Annotated in this window: 18 protein-coding genes; 10 read left to right on the top strand and 8 right to left on the bottom strand. The window is 64.7% G+C overall.

The genetic code is table 11. The annotated features are described in order from the left end of the window. Positions 1–56: 56 nt before the first annotated feature. Positions 57–545: an Lrp/AsnC family transcriptional regulator gene (locus tag ACLKMW_RS07250; protein WP_415723734.1), complete on the bottom strand. Its 489-nt coding sequence runs from the start codon at positions 543–545 to the stop codon at positions 57–59. An 84-nt stretch (positions 546–629) separates the two neighbouring features. Here ACLKMW_RS07250 and ehuR point away from each other — a divergent pair, with 84 nt between their 5' ends. From ehuR to doeB, 10 genes are all read left to right on the top strand, one after another. Beyond that, positions 630–2015, top strand: coding sequence for a MocR-like ectoine utilization transcription factor EhuR (gene ehuR, locus ACLKMW_RS07245; RefSeq protein ID WP_415723733.1), 1386 nt, complete (start codon positions 630–632; stop codon positions 2013–2015). 130 nt (positions 2016–2145) lie between these two features. Further along, a complete protein-coding gene (gene ehuA, locus ACLKMW_RS07240; RefSeq protein ID WP_415723732.1) occupies positions 2146–2931 on the top strand; it encodes an ectoine/hydroxyectoine ABC transporter ATP-binding protein EhuA in 786 nt (261 codons plus the stop codon). 76 nt (positions 2932–3007) lie between these two features. Then, positions 3008–3859, top strand: a complete 852-nt coding sequence (gene ehuB / locus ACLKMW_RS07235; protein WP_415723731.1) for an ectoine/hydroxyectoine ABC transporter substrate-binding protein EhuB — start codon at positions 3008–3010, stop codon at positions 3857–3859. Between the two features lie 132 nt (positions 3860–3991). Continuing rightward, positions 3992–4651, top strand: coding sequence for an ectoine/hydroxyectoine ABC transporter permease subunit EhuC (gene ehuC / locus ACLKMW_RS07230; RefSeq protein ID WP_415723730.1), 660 nt, complete (start codon positions 3992–3994; stop codon positions 4649–4651). Then, positions 4651–5310 carry an ectoine/hydroxyectoine ABC transporter permease subunit EhuD gene (gene ehuD / locus ACLKMW_RS07225; RefSeq protein WP_415723729.1) on the top strand — a complete coding sequence of 220 codons (660 nt, stop codon included), beginning with the start codon at positions 4651–4653 and terminating at the stop codon, positions 5308–5310. Before ehuC ends, ehuD begins: the two co-directional genes overlap by 1 nt. Positions 5311–5313: 3 nt before the next feature. Next, positions 5314–6093, top strand: coding sequence for an ectoine utilization protein EutA (gene eutA, locus ACLKMW_RS07220; protein WP_415723728.1), 780 nt, complete (start codon positions 5314–5316; stop codon positions 6091–6093). 5 nt (positions 6094–6098) lie between these two features. Continuing rightward, positions 6099–7091, top strand: a complete 993-nt coding sequence (eutB, locus tag ACLKMW_RS07215) for a hydroxyectoine utilization dehydratase EutB (RefSeq protein ID WP_415723727.1) — start codon at positions 6099–6101, stop codon at positions 7089–7091. Positions 7092–7128: 37 nt separating this feature from the next. After that, entirely contained in the window at positions 7129–8121 is a 993-nt protein-coding gene (locus ACLKMW_RS07210; RefSeq protein ID WP_415723726.1) for a cyclodeaminase, read from the top strand. Positions 8122–8158: 37 nt separating this feature from the next. Then, entirely contained in the window at positions 8159–9337 is a 1179-nt protein-coding gene (gene doeA, locus ACLKMW_RS07205) for an ectoine hydrolase DoeA (RefSeq protein WP_415723725.1), read from the top strand. A 7-nt stretch (positions 9338–9344) separates the two neighbouring features. Further along, the gene (gene doeB / locus ACLKMW_RS07200) at positions 9345–10349 is read left to right on the top strand and encodes a N(2)-acetyl-L-2,4-diaminobutanoate deacetylase DoeB (protein ID WP_415723724.1); all 1005 of its coding nucleotides are present in this window, start codon (positions 9345–9347) and stop codon (positions 10347–10349) included. A gap of 16 nt (positions 10350–10365) precedes the next feature. Here doeB and ACLKMW_RS07195 read toward each other — a convergent pair whose 3' ends face one another. From ACLKMW_RS07195 to ACLKMW_RS07165, 7 genes are read right to left on the bottom strand one after another with little or no spacing between them, the layout of a single operon-like run. After that, positions 10366–11349, bottom strand: coding sequence for a beta-ketoacyl-ACP synthase III (locus ACLKMW_RS07195; RefSeq protein WP_415723723.1), 984 nt, complete (start codon positions 11347–11349; stop codon positions 10366–10368). Further along, positions 11346–12611: an adenosylmethionine--8-amino-7-oxononanoate transaminase gene (locus ACLKMW_RS07190; RefSeq protein ID WP_415723722.1), complete on the bottom strand. Its 1266-nt coding sequence runs from the start codon at positions 12609–12611 to the stop codon at positions 11346–11348. Before ACLKMW_RS07190 ends, ACLKMW_RS07195 begins: the two co-directional genes overlap by 4 nt. Beyond that, positions 12608–13246 carry a dethiobiotin synthase gene (gene bioD, locus ACLKMW_RS07185; protein WP_415723721.1) on the bottom strand — a complete coding sequence of 213 codons (639 nt, stop codon included), beginning with the start codon at positions 13244–13246 and terminating at the stop codon, positions 12608–12610. The genes ACLKMW_RS07190 and bioD overlap by 4 nt, the downstream gene beginning before the upstream one ends. Beyond that, complete coding sequence (locus tag ACLKMW_RS07180; RefSeq protein WP_415723720.1) at positions 13243–14391, bottom strand: 8-amino-7-oxononanoate synthase; 1149 nt, start codon at positions 14389–14391, stop codon at positions 13243–13245. The genes bioD and ACLKMW_RS07180 overlap by 4 nt, the downstream gene beginning before the upstream one ends. Continuing rightward, complete coding sequence (gene bioB / locus ACLKMW_RS07175; protein ID WP_415723719.1) at positions 14388–15386, bottom strand: biotin synthase BioB; 999 nt, start codon at positions 15384–15386, stop codon at positions 14388–14390. The genes ACLKMW_RS07180 and bioB overlap by 4 nt, the downstream gene beginning before the upstream one ends. Then, a complete protein-coding gene (gene nadC / locus ACLKMW_RS07170) occupies positions 15383–16282 on the bottom strand; it encodes a carboxylating nicotinate-nucleotide diphosphorylase (RefSeq protein WP_415723718.1) in 900 nt (299 codons plus the stop codon). Before nadC ends, bioB begins: the two co-directional genes overlap by 4 nt. Positions 16283–16287: 5 nt before the next feature. Further along, complete coding sequence (locus ACLKMW_RS07165) at positions 16288–17844, bottom strand: L-aspartate oxidase (RefSeq protein ID WP_415723717.1); 1557 nt, start codon at positions 17842–17844, stop codon at positions 16288–16290. Positions 17845–17854 lie beyond the last annotated feature (10 nt).

Genomic DNA, 17854 nt, shown 5'->3' with positions numbered 1-17854 from the left:
TATGAGAGAGAATCTCTTTGCGCGGCGCATCAGGCAGTGAATCTCTCGCGGGCCGCTCAGGGCTCTCCGGTCAACTCCGCCAATGGCAGCACCGTCTGCTCCTTCACGGTCTTGACGACGATGTAGGTGAAGTAGCGGTCGATGCCGAGTTCCCGTTCAAGCAATGCATCGACCAGGCGCTGATAGGAATCGATGTCGCGCGCCATGACCTTCAGGAGATAATCGACGCCGCCACCCACCGACCAGCAGGCGACGATCTCGGGAATGTCGCGGACCGCGCGCTCGAAACGGTCGAAATCCGCCTGGCGGTGATTGGCAAGCGTAACTTCCATCAGCACAGTGGTGACCGGCGCGATCGTGCGCATGGCGATCCTGGCATGGTAGCCCGACACAATGCCGGCCTTTTCCAGCCTGGAGAGGCGCATCCAGCACGGCGTCGGGGACAGGCCGACCTTTTCGGCAAGCGCCAGCTTGGTGATGCGCCCGTCTCGTTGTATGGCGTCCAGGATTTTCAAATCTACGGGATCAAGCTTCGCAGCGGCCATGGTTTTCCAACTTTGTCGTCCCTGCACCATGATCGTGCATGATTTCGATTGTCAATTGAACTGATTTCAATCTCTAATAATGTCATGACATTGTGGCGACCCGACCCGGCGCTGATCCGCCGCCCTGCCTATCTCTCGCTGGCCGACCAGTTCGCGCGCGCGATCCACGATGGCAAGCTCGCCAGCGGAGCACGCCTGCCCACGCACCGGGCGCTGGCCGACGAGCTCAAGCTTTCGGTGCAGACGGTCAGCCGCGCCTATGAAGAACTGATCCGGCGCGGCCTGATCGCCGGCGAGGTCGGCCGTGGCAGCTTCGTCCAGACTCAGCGCCGCGAGCCCGATCCGCCCTATCTTCCCGAACGGCTCGGCGAGATCATCGACCTGTCGATCCTCAAGCCCGTGTGCGAACCCATGCATCTGGAGCGGCTGAGAGAAGCGCTCGGCTGGCTGGCCGAGACGCTGCCGGCCAGTTCGGCACTGTCGTTTCGGCCGAACATGGTGTTTCCGCGCCACCGTGCCGTGGCGGTGGATTGGCTGAAGATTTGCGGGCTGGAGGCGTCGCCGCAGAATATCACGCTTACCAATGGCGCAACCGCCGGCATGACGGTGGCGCTGATGAGCGTCGCCCCGCCCGGCTCGACCGTCGCCACCGAGGCGATCGGTCACCATACGCTGATGCCGCTCGCCCGCTATCTCGGTTTTAACCTCGAAGGGCTGCCGATCGACGACGACGGCCTGATTCCGGAGGCGCTGGACGAGGCCTGCCGGCATTCCGACATCCGGGCCGTATTCGTGCAGCCCTCGGTCATCAATCCTACCGCAACGCTGATGGGCTCGGTGCGGCGATCCGAACTGGCCGAGGTGGCGCGCCGCCACGATATTGCAGTCATCGAGAATGACGTATTGGGCCCGCTGGTAGAGGAGCGCGCGCCGCCGGTGGCATATTTTGCCCCCGAGCGCACCCTCTACGTAACCTCCTTCAGCAAGATCACCGTGCCCGGACTGCGCATCGGCTATCTGGCGGCCCCTGACCGCTACGTTGCCGCCGTCGCCAACCGGCACTTGGTTTCGAACTGGATGGCCACGCCGATGGTGGCCGAAATCGCCACCAAATGGGTTTCCGACGGTACCGCGATGGAGCTTGTGCGATGGCAGCGCGAGGCCGTGCGTCACCGTCTTGATATTGCCGCCGAGGCGCTGGCCGGCGTGGATTATCGCGCCCACCGGGACGGTTTGCACCTGTGGTTGCCACTGCCCGACAACCGCGCCGAGGAAGGGTTCGTCGCCCAGGCTAGGTTGCAGGGCGTGGCGATTGCACCGGGTGCCTCGTTCCGCATTTCCGAGGCGCCGTGGCATCCTGCGGTGCGCATATCGCTCGGCTCCACCACTGAGGGCGAGCTGCGCGCCGGCCTGGGCGTCGTTACCAAGCTGTTGCTCGGCGATCCCGAACATCTGCTGCTTGCGATCTGACTGCCCCCTGGATACATCCTTGGAACTAGATGAATAGCTAATATTGTCATGAGATTATTTTAGTAATTGACATGATTTGATGCGTTCCTCATCGTTGGGGAACACGGGGTCGCCAGAGCGGGGAGAGATATTGGCCGCGCCCATCATCAAGATCGACGCAATCTCCAAGAGCTTCGGCGCCTTCAAGGTGCTGGACGGCCTGTCGATGCAGGTGATGCCGGGAGAAAAGCTGGCTCTGATCGGCCCCTCGGGCTCCGGCAAGACGACCATCCTGCGCATTCTGATGACGTTGGAACGCATCGACGGCGGTCACATCGAGATCGACGGCGAGCAGCTCTACCATATGCAACGCGAAGGCAGGCTGGTGCCGGCGAACGAACGGCACCTGGCGAAAATGCGCCAGAAGATCGGCATGGTCTTCCAGCTCTTCAACCTGTTCCCGCACAAATGCGTTCTCGACAACGTGACCTTGGCGCCGATGCTGACCAAGGGCATGCCGCGCGGCGCCGCCGAGAAGCGGGCGTTTGAACTGCTCGACATGGTCGGCATGGCCGACAAGGCCAAGTCGATGCCGGCACAGCTTTCCGGCGGCCAGAAGCAGCGCGTGGCGATCGCGCGCGCTCTTGCGCTCTCTCCCCGCATCATGCTGTTCGACGAGGTGACTTCCGCGCTCGACCCGGAACTGGTCGAGGAGGTGCTGAACGTCATGCGCAGGCTGGCCGCCGAGACTGACATGACCATGCTTCTGGTTACGCATGAAATGGGTTTTGCCCATGACTTCGCCGACCGTGTCCTGTTCTTCGACCGCGGCAGGATCGTGGAGGAAGGCAAGCCCGACGAGATTTTCCGTCATCCGAAAGAGGAGCGCACGCAAGGCTTCCTGAAGAAGATCATCGCGGCTGGACATCGCGTCTGACCGCAATCGGGAAGGCCGAGCCATCCCGCACATGCCGAGAAGAACCGCAAAGAAGAAAACCAAGGAGTTGGGAACGATGAGGAAACTGGGAATTCTGGCCGGCGTTGCCGGCATGGCGCTCACCGCGGTGCTGGCCGCCGCAAGTATCGGCTCCGCCGAGGACACCAAGCTCGAACAGCTCAAGCAGCAGGGCTTCGCCCGTCTGGCCATCGCCAACGAGCCGCCCTACACGGCGGTCGCCGCCGATGGCAAGGTTTCGGGCGCGGCTCCGGATGTGGCCCGCGAAATCTTCAAGCGGCTCGGCGTGCCGGACGTGGTCGCTTCGATCTCCGAATATGGCGCCATGATCCCCGGGCTGCAGGCCGGTCGCTTCGACGTCGTCACCGCGGGCCTGTTCATGAAACCGGAGCGTTGCGCGGCGGTGGCTTATTCCGAGCCGGTGCTGTGCGATGCCGAGGCGATGCTGGTGAAGAAGGGCAATCCCAAGGGGTTCAAAAGCTATGAGGATGTCGCCAAGGACCAGACGGCCACCATCGGCGCGCCGGGCGGCGGCACCGAGGAAAAGCTGGCGCTTAACGCCGGCGTGCCGCGCGAGCGCGTCATCGTGGTGCCGGACGGACAGAGCGGCGTGAAGATGCTGCAGGACGGTCGCATCGATGCCTATTCGCTTCCGGTTCTATCGATCAACGACCTGATGAAAAAGGCCAACGACCCGAATCTGGAAGTGATCGCGCCGGTACAAGGCGCGCCGGTCTATTGCGACGGCGCCGCCTTCAAGAAGGGCGACGAGGCGCTGCGCGATGCCTATGACGTCGAATTGGCCAAGATGAAGGAGTCGGGCGAGTTCGCCAAGATCATCGAGCCTTACGGCTTCTCGGCGCAAGCGGCGATGTCGACGACGCGCGAAAAACTCTGCGCCGCGCAATAGCATTCGCCCTTGCCCGGCTCCACTACGCGCAGGCTCTCCTCCCCCGTCCGGGAGAGGTGCTACCGAGCGTAGCGGAGTCGGGTGAGGGATTTTGAACTCCGAACCTTCCTGAGCCCGAACCTTCCTGAGCCTATGATCGACTGGTCCGGATATATTGGCCTGATGCTGCAAGGCGCTTTGGTCACCATCGAACTGACGTTGATGGGATCGGTTCTGGCGCTGATCATGGCCTTCCTGGCAGGGCTTGGGCGCTTGTCGCGCTTCTTCGCCGTGCGGGCGCTGGCGACCGCCTATATCGAGTTCTTTCGCGGCACCTCCATTTTCGTGCAGCTCTTCTGGGCCTATTTCGTGCTGCCCTTCATCGGCATCCAACTGACGCCCTTGCAGGCCGGCGTGCTGGCGCTCGGCCTGAATGTCGGCGCCTACGCGGCGGAAGTGGTGCGCGGCGCGGTGCAGTCGGTCGGCAAGGAACAGTACGAAGCCTGCACCGCGCTCAATCTCGGCCGGTGGCAGCGCATGCGTCACGTCATCCTGCCGCAGGCCTTCCTGGTCATGCTGCCGACCTTCGGCAACAACGCCATCGAGCTTTTGAAGGCGACCTCCATCGTCTCGCTGATCTCGCTGGCGGACCTGACCTTCGAGGCGCAAGTGGTGCGCGCCCAAACCGGCAGCACGTTGGTGCCGTTCACCACCATCCTGATCGTCTATTTCGCCTTTGCCCTCCTCATTTCCTGGGGCGTGCGAAGCCTGGAACGCCGGCTTTCGCGCGGGCTTGACGGAGTGCGCGCGTAATGGAGTGGGACTGGAACTTCGTCTGGGAAATCCTTCCAACCCTGATCGAGGGCGTGAAGATCACCATCCTCGCCACCATCCTCGGCTCGGCATTGGCTGCGGCGGTGGGGCTTGCCATTGCGCTGCTGCGCCGCTCACCCAACCGGCTGATTTCGCGCCCGGTCGGCTTTTTCGCTGAATTCATCCGGGGCACGCCGCTTCTGGTGCAGCTTTATTTCATCTTCTACGTGCTGCCTGACTTCGGCATCCTTTTGCCGCCGCTGGTGGCGGGCGTCATCGGGCTCGGACTGCATTACGGCACCTATGCCGCCGAGGTCTATCGCGCCGGCATCGACAATGTGCCGCGTGGCCAGTGGGAGGCCGCCAAGGCTTGCAACCTCACCGGGCGCCAGACCTGGACCCACATAATCCTGCCGCAGGCGATCCCGCCTATGATCCCGGCATTGGCCAATTATTTCATCGCCATGTTCAAGGAGACGCCGCTGCTTTCGGCCATCACCGTTCTGGAACTGATGAACCAGGCCAAGAGCGTCGCCAACTCTTACTACCGCTATATCGAGCCGATGACGCTGGTGGGCGTTTTCTTTCTCGTCATCAGCCTGTTCTCGGTCATCCTGCTGCGCTGGCTGGAGCGGCGCTATGGCCGGATCGAAGGATAGAAAATGGAAGTACTGCCCGAAATCCGCCTGAACGCCATCCATCCGCCGCTCGACCCGCGCCCGCTGGAAAGGCGGGTTGGCTTGATCGTGCTGGCGACGGACCACACCACCGAGCCCGACTTCCGCCGCCTGGTGGCGAGCGAACGCATCGGCGTCTATGTCGCCCGCATCCCCTATGCCAATCCGACGACGCCGGAGAACCTGCGCCGCATGCAGCCGACGCTGACGGCCGGTGCGGCGCTCATCCTGCCGGACGAGCCGCTTGACGCGATCTGCTACTCCTGCACTTCGGCCTCGGTGGTGATCGGCGATGGCGAAGTCGAAGCGGCGATCCGTGCCGCCAAGCCGGGGATTCCGGCGGTAACGCCAACCATGGCCGCAAGGCGGGGCTTGCAGGCGCTCGGCGCGAAAAAGATCAGCGTGCTTACACCCTACACCATCGAGACCAGCCGGCCGATGGCGGCCTATTTTGCCGGCCACGGCTTCGAAATCGCGAGCTTCACCTGTCTTGGCTTTGAGGACGACCGCGAAATGGCCCGTATTTCCCCGGCCGCGCTGATCGAACTGGCCCGGGAGGCGACGGCTCGGCACGCGGATGCCTTGTTCGTGTCCTGCACGGCGCTGAGAGCGGCACTTGCCGCGCCGGCGATTGAAAAGGCCATCGGCCGCCCCGTCGTCACCAGTAATCTGGCAACGGCGTGGAATTGCTTGCGGCTTTGCGGCGAAACCGGGCCGCGTGACGAATTCGGCCGTCTGATGACGCTGCCGCTGCCCCGCGATTGACCGCCATGCCAACCGTCACGCTTCAGGACATCCGCTCCGCGCGCGAGCGCATAGAAGGCAAAATCGCGCCGACGCCGACCGTGCTGTCTGCCTCGCTCTCGCAGAAGTCGGGCCATCCGATCCACCTCAAGCTGGAGCATCGGCAGACGACCGGCAGCTTCAAGCTGCGCGGCGTCTCGAACGCGGTCGCATCGCTTTCCGCCGCCGAAAAGCGGCGCGGGGTCGTTGCTGCTTCAACCGGAAACCACGGGCGGGCGCTTGCTTATGCTGCCAGCCTGGAAGGCCTGCGCGCGGTGGTCTGCATGTCGAAGCTGGTACCGCAAAACAAGGTCGAGGACATCCGCCGTCTGGGCGCCGAGATACGCATCGTCGGCGACAGCCAGGACGATGCGCAGGAGGAAGTCGACAGGCTCGTGGCACGCGAAGGTCTGGTGATGGTGCCGCCCTTCGACCATCCGGCGGTCATCGCAGGCCAAGGCACAATCGGCCTGGAGATCGTCGATGCCGTGCCCGAGGCGGCACTGGTTCTGGTGCCGCTTTCCGGCGGCGGGCTGGTCTCGGGAATTGCGGCTGCGGTCAAGGCCGCAAGTCCGAAGACCAAGGTTGTCGGCGTGTCCATGGCGCGCGGGGCGGCGATGAAGGCGAGTCTCGATGCCGGCGGGCCGGTGTCGGTGGAGGAATTGCCGACGCTGGCGGATTCGCTCGGCGGCGGCATCGGCATCCAGAACCGGCTGACCTTTTCCATGTGCCGCGACCTGCTGGACGATGTGGTGCTGCTTTCCGAGGAGGAGATTGCCGCAGGTATCCGCCACGCCTATGCGCATGAACGCGAGATCGTGGAGGGCGCCGGCGCGGTCGGCATCGCGGCCCTGCTCTGCGGCAAGGTCAAGGCCGATGGGCCGACGGTGCTGGTGCTGTCAGGCCGCAACATCGACATGGATCTCCATCGCCAGATCGTTTGCGGCGAAGTCCTGGCACCGGGGGAGCACGCGGCATGACCGAGTGGACCCGCCCTCAAGTCAAGGAGACCTTTCCATGCCTTCGATGACCATTCTCACCGAAGCGGAACTGCGCCGGGTGGTGAAGCTTGATCTCGAGGCGATAGCCTGCGTGGAGAACGCCTTTCGCGCGCTGGCGACGTTGCCTGTGGCCATGCCGCCGATCCTGCGCCTCGATATTCCCGAGCATCGCGGCGAGGTCGACGTCAAGACGGCCTATGTGCCCGGCATCGACGGCTTTGCCATCAAGATCAGCCCCGGTTTCTTCGACAATCCGAAGCTTGGCCTGCCCAGCACCAACGGCATGATGGTGCTGCTGTCGGCCAAGACCGGGCTCACCGAAGCGCTGCTGATCGACAATGGCTACCTGACCGATATCCGCACGGCCGCTGCCGGCGCGGTGGCCGCGAAACATCTTTCACGAACGGATTCGGCTGTCGCGGCAATCTTCGGCGCCGGCATGCAGGCGAAACTCCAGCTTGAGGCACTGAAGCTGGTGCGGCCGATCACCGAGGCGCGCATCTGGGCGCGCGACGCTGTCCGGGGGCAAGCGGCGGCGGCGGAAATGCGTGAAAGGCTGGGCATTTCGGTGCGCTTCGAGTCCGATGCGGAGAAAGCCGCGGCCGCCGCTGACGTGATTGTGACGACGACGCCGGCGACCGCACCGCTGATCCACGCTGGCTTCGTTTCATCAGGCCAGCACATCACCGCCATGGGCTCCGACGCCGAGCATAAGAACGAGATCGCGCCGGCGGTGATCCGCATGGCCGATCTTTACGTCGCCGACAGCGCTCGCCAGACGCGCAGGCTCGGCGAGCTGCATCATGCCATTGAAGCCGGCCTGATCGCCGCCGATGCCGACATTGCCGAGCTCGGCCAGATCATCTCCGGCCAGCGGCATGGGAGGCGCTCGCCGAGCGACATCACACTGGGCGACCTGACCGGCACCGGTGTGCAGGATACGGCGATTGCCACGTTCGCTCGCGACCGCGCCAGAGCGGCCGGCGCCGGAACGATCTTCCAGAACTGATGCGGCCACAAGGCTCAACAAACCAGGACATGTCGAAATGCAGCCCAATCTCAAATTCACGCGCGAGGAATATGCCGACCGCCTCGCCAAAACGCGCAAGGCCATGGAGGCGAAGGGTGTCGATCTGTTGATCGTCAGCGACCCGTCCAATATGGCGTGGCTGACCGGCTATGACGGCTGGTCGTTCTACGTGCACCAGGCGGTCATCGTGCCGCCGGAAGGGCAGCCGGTCTGGTACGGGCGCGGCCAGGACGCAAACGGCGCCAAGCGCACGGCCTATCTCAGCCACGAGAACATCGTCGGCTATGCCGACCACTACGTGCAGTCGACCGAACGCCATCCGATGGACTTCCTGGCTCAGCTTCTCGCGGATCGAGGCGGGGGAGCGAAGAGAATCGGCGTCGAAATGGACAATTACTGGTTCTCGGCCGCCGCATTCGCTTCGCTGCAGAAGCACCTTCCCAACGCCCGCTTCGTCGACGCCACGGCCCTGGTCAACTGGCAACGCGCGGTGAAAAGCCCGACCGAGATCGATTACATGCGCAGGGCCGCCCGCATCGTGGAGGCCATGCACGCCCGCATCGTCGACAAGATCGAGGTTGGGATGCGCAAATGCGATCTGGTAGCCGAGATCTATGACGCCGGCACGCGCGGGGTGGATGGAATAGGCGGCGACTACCCGGCCATCGTGCCGCTGCTGCCGTCGGGCGAGGATGCCTCCGCCCCGCATCTCACCTGGGACGACAAGCCGATGAAATCGGGCGAGGGCACCTTTTTCGAGATCGCCGGCTGCTATCACCGCTATCACTGTCCGCTGTCGCGAACGGTCTTCCTCGGCAAGCCGACGCAAGCGTTCCTGGACGCCGAGAAGGCGACGCTGGAAGGCATGGAAGCGGGGTTGGCGGCAGCCAGGCCCGGCAACACCTGCGAGGACATTGCCAACGCCTTCTTTGCCGTTTTGAAGAAGTACGGCATCGTCAAGGACAACCGCACCGGCTATCCGATCGGCCTTTCCTATCCGCCGGATTGGGGCGAGCGCACAATGAGCCTGCGCCCCGGCGACCGCACCGAGCTGAAGCCGGGCATGACCTTCCATTTCATGACCGGCCTCTGGCTGGAGACGATGGGGCTGGAGATCACCGAGTCCATACTCATCACCGAAACGGGCGTGGAATGCCTGGCCGATGTGCCGCGCAAGCTGGTGGTGAAGGACTGAGGCCGAGATGTCTGCGAATAGCTTGCGCCCGTCTCCGATCGTTTCCACCGTCGATTTCGATCGGGATGGCGTCCAGCACGGCTTCCTGCGCCTGCCTTACAGCCGTGACGATTCCGCATGGGGATCGGTGATGATCCCGATCTGCGTGATCCGCAACGGCAGCGGTCCCACGGCGCTACTGACCGGCGGCAATCATGGCGACGAATATGAAGGGCCGTTGGCATTGTACGAGCTGGCGCGCACGCTCGATCCACGAAGCGTAACCGGAACGGTCATTATCGTTCCCGCGATGAATTATCCGGCCTTTCGCGCCGGCACGCGCACCTCGCCCATCGACAAGGGCAATATGAACCGTGCCTTTCCCGGCCGACCCGACGGCACGGTGACGGAAAAGATCGCCGATTACTTTCAGCGCGCGCTTTTGCCTCGCGCCGATCTGGTGCTCGACTTCCATTCCGGCGGCAGGACGCTCGATTTCCTGCCGTTCTGCGCCGCTCATATCCTGCCCGACAAGAAGCAGGAACAGGCGGCATTCGCGGCGGTGGAGGCATTTTCCGCGCCCTTCTCGGTGAAGATGCTCGAGATCGACGCGGTTGGCATGTACGACACCGCCGCCGAGGAGATGGGCAAGGTCTTCGTGACGACGGAGCTTGGCGGCGGCGGCACGTCGCGCGCCGAAACTGTGCGGATTGCGCGAGTGGGTGTCTTAAACGTCCTGCGCCATGCGGGCATCGTAAGTGGTGCGGTCGAGAAGACTCGAACCCGCTGGCTCGATATGCCCTCCGGTGATTGCTTCTCCTTTGCAGAGGAGGACGGAATGATCGAGACGATGGTGGACCTGGGGGAGCCTGTCGCGCAAGGCGATGTCGTGGCGCGTATCCATGCCATCGGCCGCACCGGCATCGCGCCGCAGGAAATCCGCGCGAAAATGTCCGGCATTCTCGTGGCGCGGCATTTCCCAGGCTTGGTCAAGGCAGGCGATTGCACGTCCGTCGTGGCGTTGGAGGCGTGACACAGACCGGGCGGCGCTATGCGCCAACCAGGAGCGCGCCGCCAGTGAGCCCGGCACCGGCCGCAGCCAGCAACAGCCTTTCGCCAGGGCGCAGCGGCTTGGCCTGATGCGACAGCGACAGGGACAGCGCGATGGTGGCGGCCGACGAATTGCCGTATTCGGCGATGGTCCTGACGGTTCTGTCGCAGGCGATGCCGAGATTCTTGCCCACGGCATCGAAAATGCGCGCATTGGCCTGATGGGGGATGAAGCGGTCGACGCGGTCGGCAGTCATCTCGGCAGCAGCAAGCGCTTCGGCCGAGCAGCGGGATATCATCTCCACCGCTTTGACGAACACCTTGTGGCCGTCGGCAATGGTCATGCGCGTTTCAGCGATATCAAGGTCTTCCGCGAACGGCCGGTTGCTGCCGCCCGCCGGAATCCGGATCAATTCATAGGCCGAGCCATCGGACGCAACCGACGCGCCGAGGATGCCCCGATCCGGATCGGCGGAAGGACCAAGCGCGACCGCGCCCGCTGCATCGGCAAACAGCACCGCACTTGCCCGCTCGGCCGGGTTGATGCGACGGCTCAGTATATTGGCGGCGATGACGAGTGCCGGCTGGCCATGCAGGCGCACGAAGCCCTCGGCGAAGGCCAGGGCATAGATGAAGCCGGCGCAGGCACCAGCCAGATCGACTGCCCCGGCGCGATCAAGACCAAGCCGATGCGCCACGAGCGGGGCGCTCGGCGGCAGCAGATGATCGGGCGTCGAAGTGGCGAGCAGCATCAGCCCGATATCGCCACGGTCGAGGCCGGATGTTTGGAGCGCCATTTCGCCGGCTCTGGCTGCTAGTTCCGACAGCGTATCGCCGGGCAGGGCCCAGAAGCGCGAGCGTATGCCGGTGCGTCTTTCGATCCAGCCGTCTTCCAGCTCGAGGCTGGCCTCGATCTCGGCATTAGGCACTTTGCGGGCCGGAACGTGATGGCCGAAGCCGAGGAAACACGCCGTCCTGTTCACCGCACGGCTCGCACGATATCGGCCGCCTCATCGACGGCGTCGTAGAGACGGTCAAGTTCATCCGATGTCACGCAATAGGGCGGCAGCACATAGATGACATTGCCGAGCGGCCTGAGGAGGAGCCCGCGCTCCAGAAAGAAGGCACGCAGCCTGGGGCCGACCTCCGCCAGATACCCCGCTCTGCCGACGCGCAGATCCAACGCTGCGATGGTTCCGGTTGAACGGACATTCTCGAAACGCGGATCGTCGCGGAAACGCGAGATCTTGTCTGCCTGCATCCGCGACAGCGCCGCGATGCGCTCGATGACAGGCTCCTCGCGCCAGATGCCTACATTGGCAAGCGCTGCCGCGCAGGCAATCGGGTTGGCAGTGTAGGAACTCGAATGGAAGAAGGTTTTGGCGCGGTCTTCGGAATAGTGGGCGCGGAAGACGGCATCGGTCGCCAGGGTCGCGGCGAGTGGCACCGACCCGCCGGTCAAGCCCTTCGACGTGCACAATATGTCGGGCGAGATGCCGGCCTGCTCGCAGGCGAACATGGTGCCGGTGCGGCCCCAGCCGGTCATCACCTCGTCTGCGATGAGGAGCGTGCCGGATGCCTCGGCGATGCGCTTGAGTTCGGTGAGCACGGAAGGCGGATACATAAGCATGCCGCCGGCGCCGAGAACCAGAGGTTCGACGATCAGGGCTGCCGCCTCGCCGGAGCGCGACAGCGCTTCGAAGCGGTCGAGCATTTCCTGTTCACGCCCGGTGGAAGGAAAGGGGATTGTGTCGACCTCGAACAGCAGCGGCTCATAGGCCGCATTGAAGACACCGCGAGCGCCGACGCTCATCGTGCCGATCGTGTCGCCGTGATAGCTGTGCTCCGTGACGACGATGCGCGAGCGCGGCGCGCCAATGTTGCGGTGGAAACCGAGCGCCATCTTGAGCGCGACCTCGACGCTGGTCGACCCGCTGTCGGAATAGAACACCCAGTCGAGTCCGGCTGGCGCCATTTCGACCAGGGCGGAAGCAAGGCGCTCGGCCGGTTCGTGGCTGAGTCCGGCGAAAATCACCTGGTCGAGGGTCGCGGTCGCTTCGCTGATCGCCTCGACGATTCTCGGGTGCCGGTGGCCGTGGGTGATCACCCACCAGGATGAAATCGCATCCAGGATGCGTTTGCCGTCGGCGGTTTCGAGGTAGGCGCCTTCGGTTCGCGCAATGCGCGGCGGCACAGGTTCGGTGGCATGCTGGGTGAAAGGATGCCAGACGGCGGAGCGGCTCATGGCTGATCCTCGCGGAAGGCTGCGGCGTTGAACGATGTCCGCATGGCTGCGGCGAGACTGTCGGGTGTCAGCGGGTCAAGCCGGGGCAGTCGGCCGAGCACGCGCAGCTTGCCGATTTCGGCGATCGTGCGCTGCGTATCCGTCATCTCCTCGCCGATAAAGGCGACGCCGAGCAGCGGAATTGACCGGCGGCGCAGCGCCTCGATCGACAGCAAGGTGTGATTGATCGTGCCGAGCCCGGTGCGCGCGCAGAGCACGACCGGTGCGCCCCATCGCGCGAAGACATCGATGAACAGTGTCTCCCGATTGAGCGGCACCATCAGGCCCCCGGCGCCTTCGACAATCAGAGGACGTTGGGTGGGCGGCAGCATGATGTTGCCGGCATCAATCGCCAGCCCGTCGATCTCGGCAGCGCGATGAGGCGAGAGTGGCGCAGAGAGGCGATAGGCTTCGGGAAGCACCCGTTCGGCCGGTAGATCGGCAAGCCGGCGTACGATCTCGCTGTCTGTCTCCTCTTCGAGACCCGACTGCACCGGCTTCCAGTAGACGCCGTCGAGCAGGTTGGTGAGTCCGGCGGCAAACACCGTCTTGCCGATGCCCGTATCGGTGCCGGTAACGACAATACGTGTGCTCATGCGTCCGCGCGCTCCAATTCCTCGGCAAGGGCGGCAAACAGCGCCGATACATCCGCCGCCTCTACATTGAGTGTGAGCGAGACCCTCAGGCGCGCGGTGCCTTCCGGAACGGTCGGCGGGCGAATGCCGCGCACGTCGAAGCCCCGCTCCTGGAGCGCGCCGGCCAGCGCCATCGCCCGCCCATTGTCGCCGATGACGATGGGCAGTATCTGCGAGCCGCTTGGTTTTACTCCGCAGCGAACTGCCGCTTCCTCACCCGCCAGGGCGACAAGACGCGCGAGCCGTTCGCGCCGTTCAGGTTCGTCGCCAAGGATGGCCAGCGCTTCCAATGCGGCCACCGCCATCAGCGGCGAAGGCGCCGTGGCGTAGATGAAGGGCCGGCATCGGTTGACCAGATAGTCGATGAGGGGAGCCGAGGCTGTGACCAGCGCGCCTGCCGCGCCAAGCGCCTTGCCGCAGGTGTGCAGCACCACGACATTGTCGCGGCCTTCAAGTTCGTGTGCCAGGCCGCGCCCTTCCGGTCCATAGATGCCGGTGGCATGTGCTTCGTCGATGAAGAGGAAGGCATCATGGCGATCCGCAAGCGCCATCAGGTCCTCCAGTGGAGCGAAATCGCCGTCCATGCTGTAGAGGCTTTCCACGACGATCCACGGTCGCCCGGTGCCTCCGGTGGCGCGCCATGCGCGGATCACATCCTCGGCCGCAGCCGGATCGTTGTGGCGCACCTCGCGCATCTGCGCGCGTCCGGCGCGAGCACCCTCATGGGCGCTGGCGTGGATAAGTTCGTCGAGTAGGACGAGATCGCCCTTTTGTGGCAGCGTCGTCAGCACGGCGAAATTGGCGATATAGCCGCCGCCAAAGAACAGCGCACGCTCGGCACCGAAAAAATCCGCCGCCCGCGCCTCCAGCGCCTCGTGCTCGGGGTCGTTGCCGCGCAAAAGGCGCGATCCCGTGGCGCCGACCGATGTGCCGTTGGCAAGCGCGGTCGCAACCGCATCGGAAAGCCTGCTGCAACGGGCGAGCCCGAGATAGTCGTTCGAGGCGAAGTCGAGGCCGTCGCGCGGGACAAGCGCGCGCAGCCGGCTCTTTCGGGCAAGACCTCGCAAGTTCGCTTCGTAGCGGTCGGTCCATACCGATCCGGTCACGCGGCGCCCTGCTCCATCGGCTCGATACCGAGACGGCGAAACAGCGCGGTGTCCTTGTCTTCCTCAGGATTTTCAGCGGTAAGCAATGTATCGCCGACGAAGATCGAATTCGCGCCGGCAAAGAAACACAGCGCCTGCATTTCGTCGCTCATGGCAGTACGGCCGGCCGACAGCCGCACATGCGATTTCGGCATCATGATGCGGGCAAGCGCTATGGTGCGGACAAATTCGATCGGTGCGATGGGATCGGCCTCGGCGAGCGGCGTACCTTCGATCGGAATCAGCATGTTGATTGGCACGCTGTCGGGATGCTCGGGCAGGTTCGCCAGCGTCACCAGCATGTCGATACGGTCTGAGGCTTCCTCGCCCATGCCGACAATGCCGCCGCAGCAGACCTTGATGCCGCTGTCGCGTACATTCGCAAGCGTTTCCAGGCGGTCGGCGAAACTGCGGGTCGAGATGATTTCGCTGTAGTAGCGCTCGGACGTATCGATGTTGTGGTTGTAGTAGTCGAGGCCGGCCTGCTTGAGCCGCTGGGCCTGGTCGATATCGAGCATGCCCAGCGTCATGCAGGTCTCCATGCCGAGCGCCTTCACCCCTTCGACCATTGCAACCACCGCATCCATGTCGCGCGCCTTGGGGCTGCGCCAGGCCGCGCCCATGCAATAACGGGTGGCGCCCGCATCGCGCGCCTTCTTCGCTTCGGCCAGCACGCGCTGGACTTCCATCAGCTTCGAGGCCTTGAGACCGGATTCATGATGCGCCGACTGGCTGCAATAGCCGCAATCCTCGGGACATCCGCCGGTCTTGATGCTGAGCAACCGGCTGAGTTGCACACGGTTGGGATCGAAATTCTGGCGATGGACCGTCTGTGCGCGAAACAGGAGATCGTTGAAGGGTGAGTCATAAATCGCCCGGGCTTCGTCGGAAGTCCATTTCGGGCGGAGGCTGTCGCACTGTTTCGTGGTCCGGTTCAGGTGCAACTCGGCGGTCATATCGTCTCCTGTTCCTGCCCTGCCTGTCGTTCGCATTGCCCCGGCAGAGCTGCCGTGTCCAGCCCGATGTCAAGGATCGGCGCGCTATGGGTGAGCCAGCCGATCGAAATCAGGTCGACACCCGTGGCTGCGATGCCCGGTGCCGTGACGGGCGTGACGCGCCCCGAAGCCTCCGTTACGGCGCGGCCGGCGACCATTCGCACAGCCTCGCGCAACTCCTCCAGCGTCATATTGTCGAGCAGCACGGCGTCGACGCCCAACCGTAGCGCATCTTCGAGTTGGGGGAGCGTGTCGACCTCGACTTCTATCTTGATCAGATGGCCGACGCTCGCTCGCGCCCGCTCGACAGCGGGGCGAATGCCGCCGGCAATGGCTACGTGATTGTCCTTGATCAGCACCGCATCGTCGAGGCCGAAGCGATGGTTGGAGCCGCCGCCAGCGCGCACCGCATATTTTTCGACAGCCCGCAAGCCCGGTGTGGTCTTGCGGGTGCAGACGATTCTTGCCTTGTGCCCGCGCACCGCCTCGACCACCGCCGAGGTTGCAGTCGCAATGCCGCTCAAATGGCAGAGAAAATTCAACGCGACACGTTCTGCCGTCAGCAAGCCACGCGCGGGACCGGTGACCGTCGCGATGACTTCTCCCGCAGACACCGCGGCCGCATCCGGGCGTTCAATGGTCATCTCGATGGCCGGATCGATCAGGCGAAAAGCCATGCCGGCAAGGTTGAGCCCGGCCACGACGCCGTTCTGCCGCGCCACAAGCGCCATGGCGGCCGGCTGGTTGGCCGGCACGATGGCATCCGTCGTCAGGTCGCCGGCGCGGCCGAGGTCTTCGAGCAGAGCGGCCCGCACCAGCGGTTCGAGCAGGATGGATGGAAGCGGGGAAAGGCTCATCGGGTTCAGGCGCTCCTGGCCAGCGGAATGGGGCGGTCGATCAAGGCGAAGGCGGCGTCCAGCGCCGCGTCGAGAGTAAGCTTGGAGCGGCGCGCGATGGTGTCGCGCTGGGGGAAATCCGAGCGGAAATGTGCGCCCCGGCTTTCCTGCCGCTGCATTGCCGCCACGCACATCATCAGCGCGACGGTCGCCGGATCGGAAGCCGCGCCGTCTGCCGTTGCGAGCGGCAGCAACGCCTCGATGCCCTCGCTCAGGCACTCCTGGTGCCGCAATACGCCCATGGCGAACGAAACGATCGGCCGGACGGGCAACGGGTCGGGATGCGGCGGCAGACACGCCGCCATCGGAAAATGCAAGCGACGTAGCGGGCCGGAGGTCGCTGCGGCGACGCTTTCGGCTACTCTTTGAGCGCAGACGACAGCCTCGCTCAGCGAGTTGCTGGCGAGCCGGTTGGCGCCGTGCAGGCCGGTCGAAGCGACTTCACCGCAAGCCCAGAGCCCGGGAACGGAGCTGCGCCCGGCGGGGTCCACGGCGATGCCGCCCATATGATAGTGGACGGCGGGCCGCACCGGGATCGGCTGTGTTGCCGGGTCGACGCCGGCCCCATGACAGTATGCAGCGATCGCCGGAAAGCGCTCGGCGAACCGCGTACCCAGACATTGCCGCGCGTCGAGGAAAACGCGATGTCCTTCGGACAGATGGCGCCAGACGCCGCGCGCCACCGCATCCCGGGGCGCAAGCTCCGCGCCGGGCATATCGGCCAGGAAGCGGCGGCCGGCCTCGTCCACCAGCACCGCGCCCTCACCACGCACGGCTTCGCTTATCAGCCGCATCGGGCGGCGCGGTCCGTCGAGCGCCGTGGGATGGAACTGAACGAACTCAAGATCGGCGAGTTCGGCGCCCGCCCGTGCGGCCAGCGCCAGCCCCTGTCCGAAGCAGCCGAGCGGGTTGGTGCTGTCGAGGAACAGTCCGCCGATGCCGCCGGTCGCCAGCACGATCCGTCCTGTCTCGAACACCATGGCTCCGGCCCGGCCGACGGCCAGCGCGCCGCCGATCGCGCCATCCGTGACGAAGAGCCGACGAACCTCCATGTGCTCGACAAGCTCGATCGAAGGCGTATGGCGCACCGCCGCAACCAGCGCACGGACCAGTTCCCTGCCGGTGGCGTCACCGGATGCATGGACGATGCGGCGGCGCGAATGCGCGGCTTCGAGGCCCAGTTGCAGCGCCCCCGTCGGCGTCCGGTCAAAGGCGACACCGAGCCGTCCGAGCCTGTCGACCACGGCCGGCGCGGCCTCGATGACCCGCCTGACAGCCGCGGGATCACAGAGCCCATCGCCCGCCGCCAGCGTATCTTCCATATGCAGCGCCGGATCGTCTTCCCCGCCGAGGCTCGCAGCCATGCCGCCTTGCGCCAGAACACTGGACGATTCGCCACCAAGCGAAGCTTTCGAGAGCAGAACGACCGGTTCAGGCGCCAGGCAGAGGGCGGTCATCAGCCCGGCGATGCCACCGCCCACGATAAGCGGCCGGCCGGCGAGATCGTGGCGGTCGAGGCTCATGCTTGCGGGG

The sequence above is a fragment of the Borborobacter xinjiangensis genome, from assembly GCF_047739745.1.
GTDB lineage: Bacteria > Pseudomonadota > Alphaproteobacteria > Rhizobiales > Rhizobiaceae > Pseudaminobacter.
The sequence above is the reverse complement of the archived record's forward strand: the minus strand, read 5'-3'. Positions and strand labels throughout refer to the sequence as shown.

Bases quoted from the DNA above. Each gene is read 5' to 3' on its own strand.
- doeA (WP_415723725.1), top strand. From the start codon at position 8,159: ATGCAGCCCAATCTCAAATTCACGCGCGAGGAATATGCCGACCGCCTC.
- eutA (WP_415723728.1), top strand. From the start codon at position 5,314: ATGGAAGTACTGCCCGAAATCCGCCTGAACGCCATCCATCCGCCGCTC.
- ACLKMW_RS07250 (WP_415723734.1), bottom strand. From the start codon at position 545: ATGGCCGCTGCGAAGCTTGATCCCGTAGATTTGAAAATCCTGGACGCC.
- bioD (WP_415723721.1), bottom strand. From the start codon at position 13,246: ATGAGCACACGTATTGTCGTTACCGGCACCGATACGGGCATCGGCAAG.
- bioB (WP_415723719.1), bottom strand. From the start codon at position 15,386: ATGACCGCCGAGTTGCACCTGAACCGGACCACGAAACAGTGCGACAGC.
- eutB (WP_415723727.1), top strand. From the start codon at position 6,099: ATGCCAACCGTCACGCTTCAGGACATCCGCTCCGCGCGCGAGCGCATA.
- ACLKMW_RS07165 (WP_415723717.1), bottom strand. From the start codon at position 17,844: ATGAGCCTCGACCGCCACGATCTCGCCGGCCGGCCGCTTATCGTGGGC.
- ehuC (WP_415723730.1), top strand. From the start codon at position 3,992: ATGATCGACTGGTCCGGATATATTGGCCTGATGCTGCAAGGCGCTTTG.
- ehuB (WP_415723731.1), top strand. From the start codon at position 3,008: ATGAGGAAACTGGGAATTCTGGCCGGCGTTGCCGGCATGGCGCTCACC.
- doeB (WP_415723724.1), top strand. From the start codon at position 9,345: ATGTCTGCGAATAGCTTGCGCCCGTCTCCGATCGTTTCCACCGTCGAT.
- ehuD (WP_415723729.1), top strand. From the start codon at position 4,651: ATGGAGTGGGACTGGAACTTCGTCTGGGAAATCCTTCCAACCCTGATC.
- ehuR (WP_415723733.1), top strand. From the start codon at position 630: ATGACATTGTGGCGACCCGACCCGGCGCTGATCCGCCGCCCTGCCTAT.
- ACLKMW_RS07190 (WP_415723722.1), bottom strand. From the start codon at position 12,611: ATGAGCCGCTCCGCCGTCTGGCATCCTTTCACCCAGCATGCCACCGAA.
- nadC (WP_415723718.1), bottom strand. From the start codon at position 16,282: ATGAGCCTTTCCCCGCTTCCATCCATCCTGCTCGAACCGCTGGTGCGG.
- ACLKMW_RS07210 (WP_415723726.1), top strand. From the start codon at position 7,129: ATGCCTTCGATGACCATTCTCACCGAAGCGGAACTGCGCCGGGTGGTG.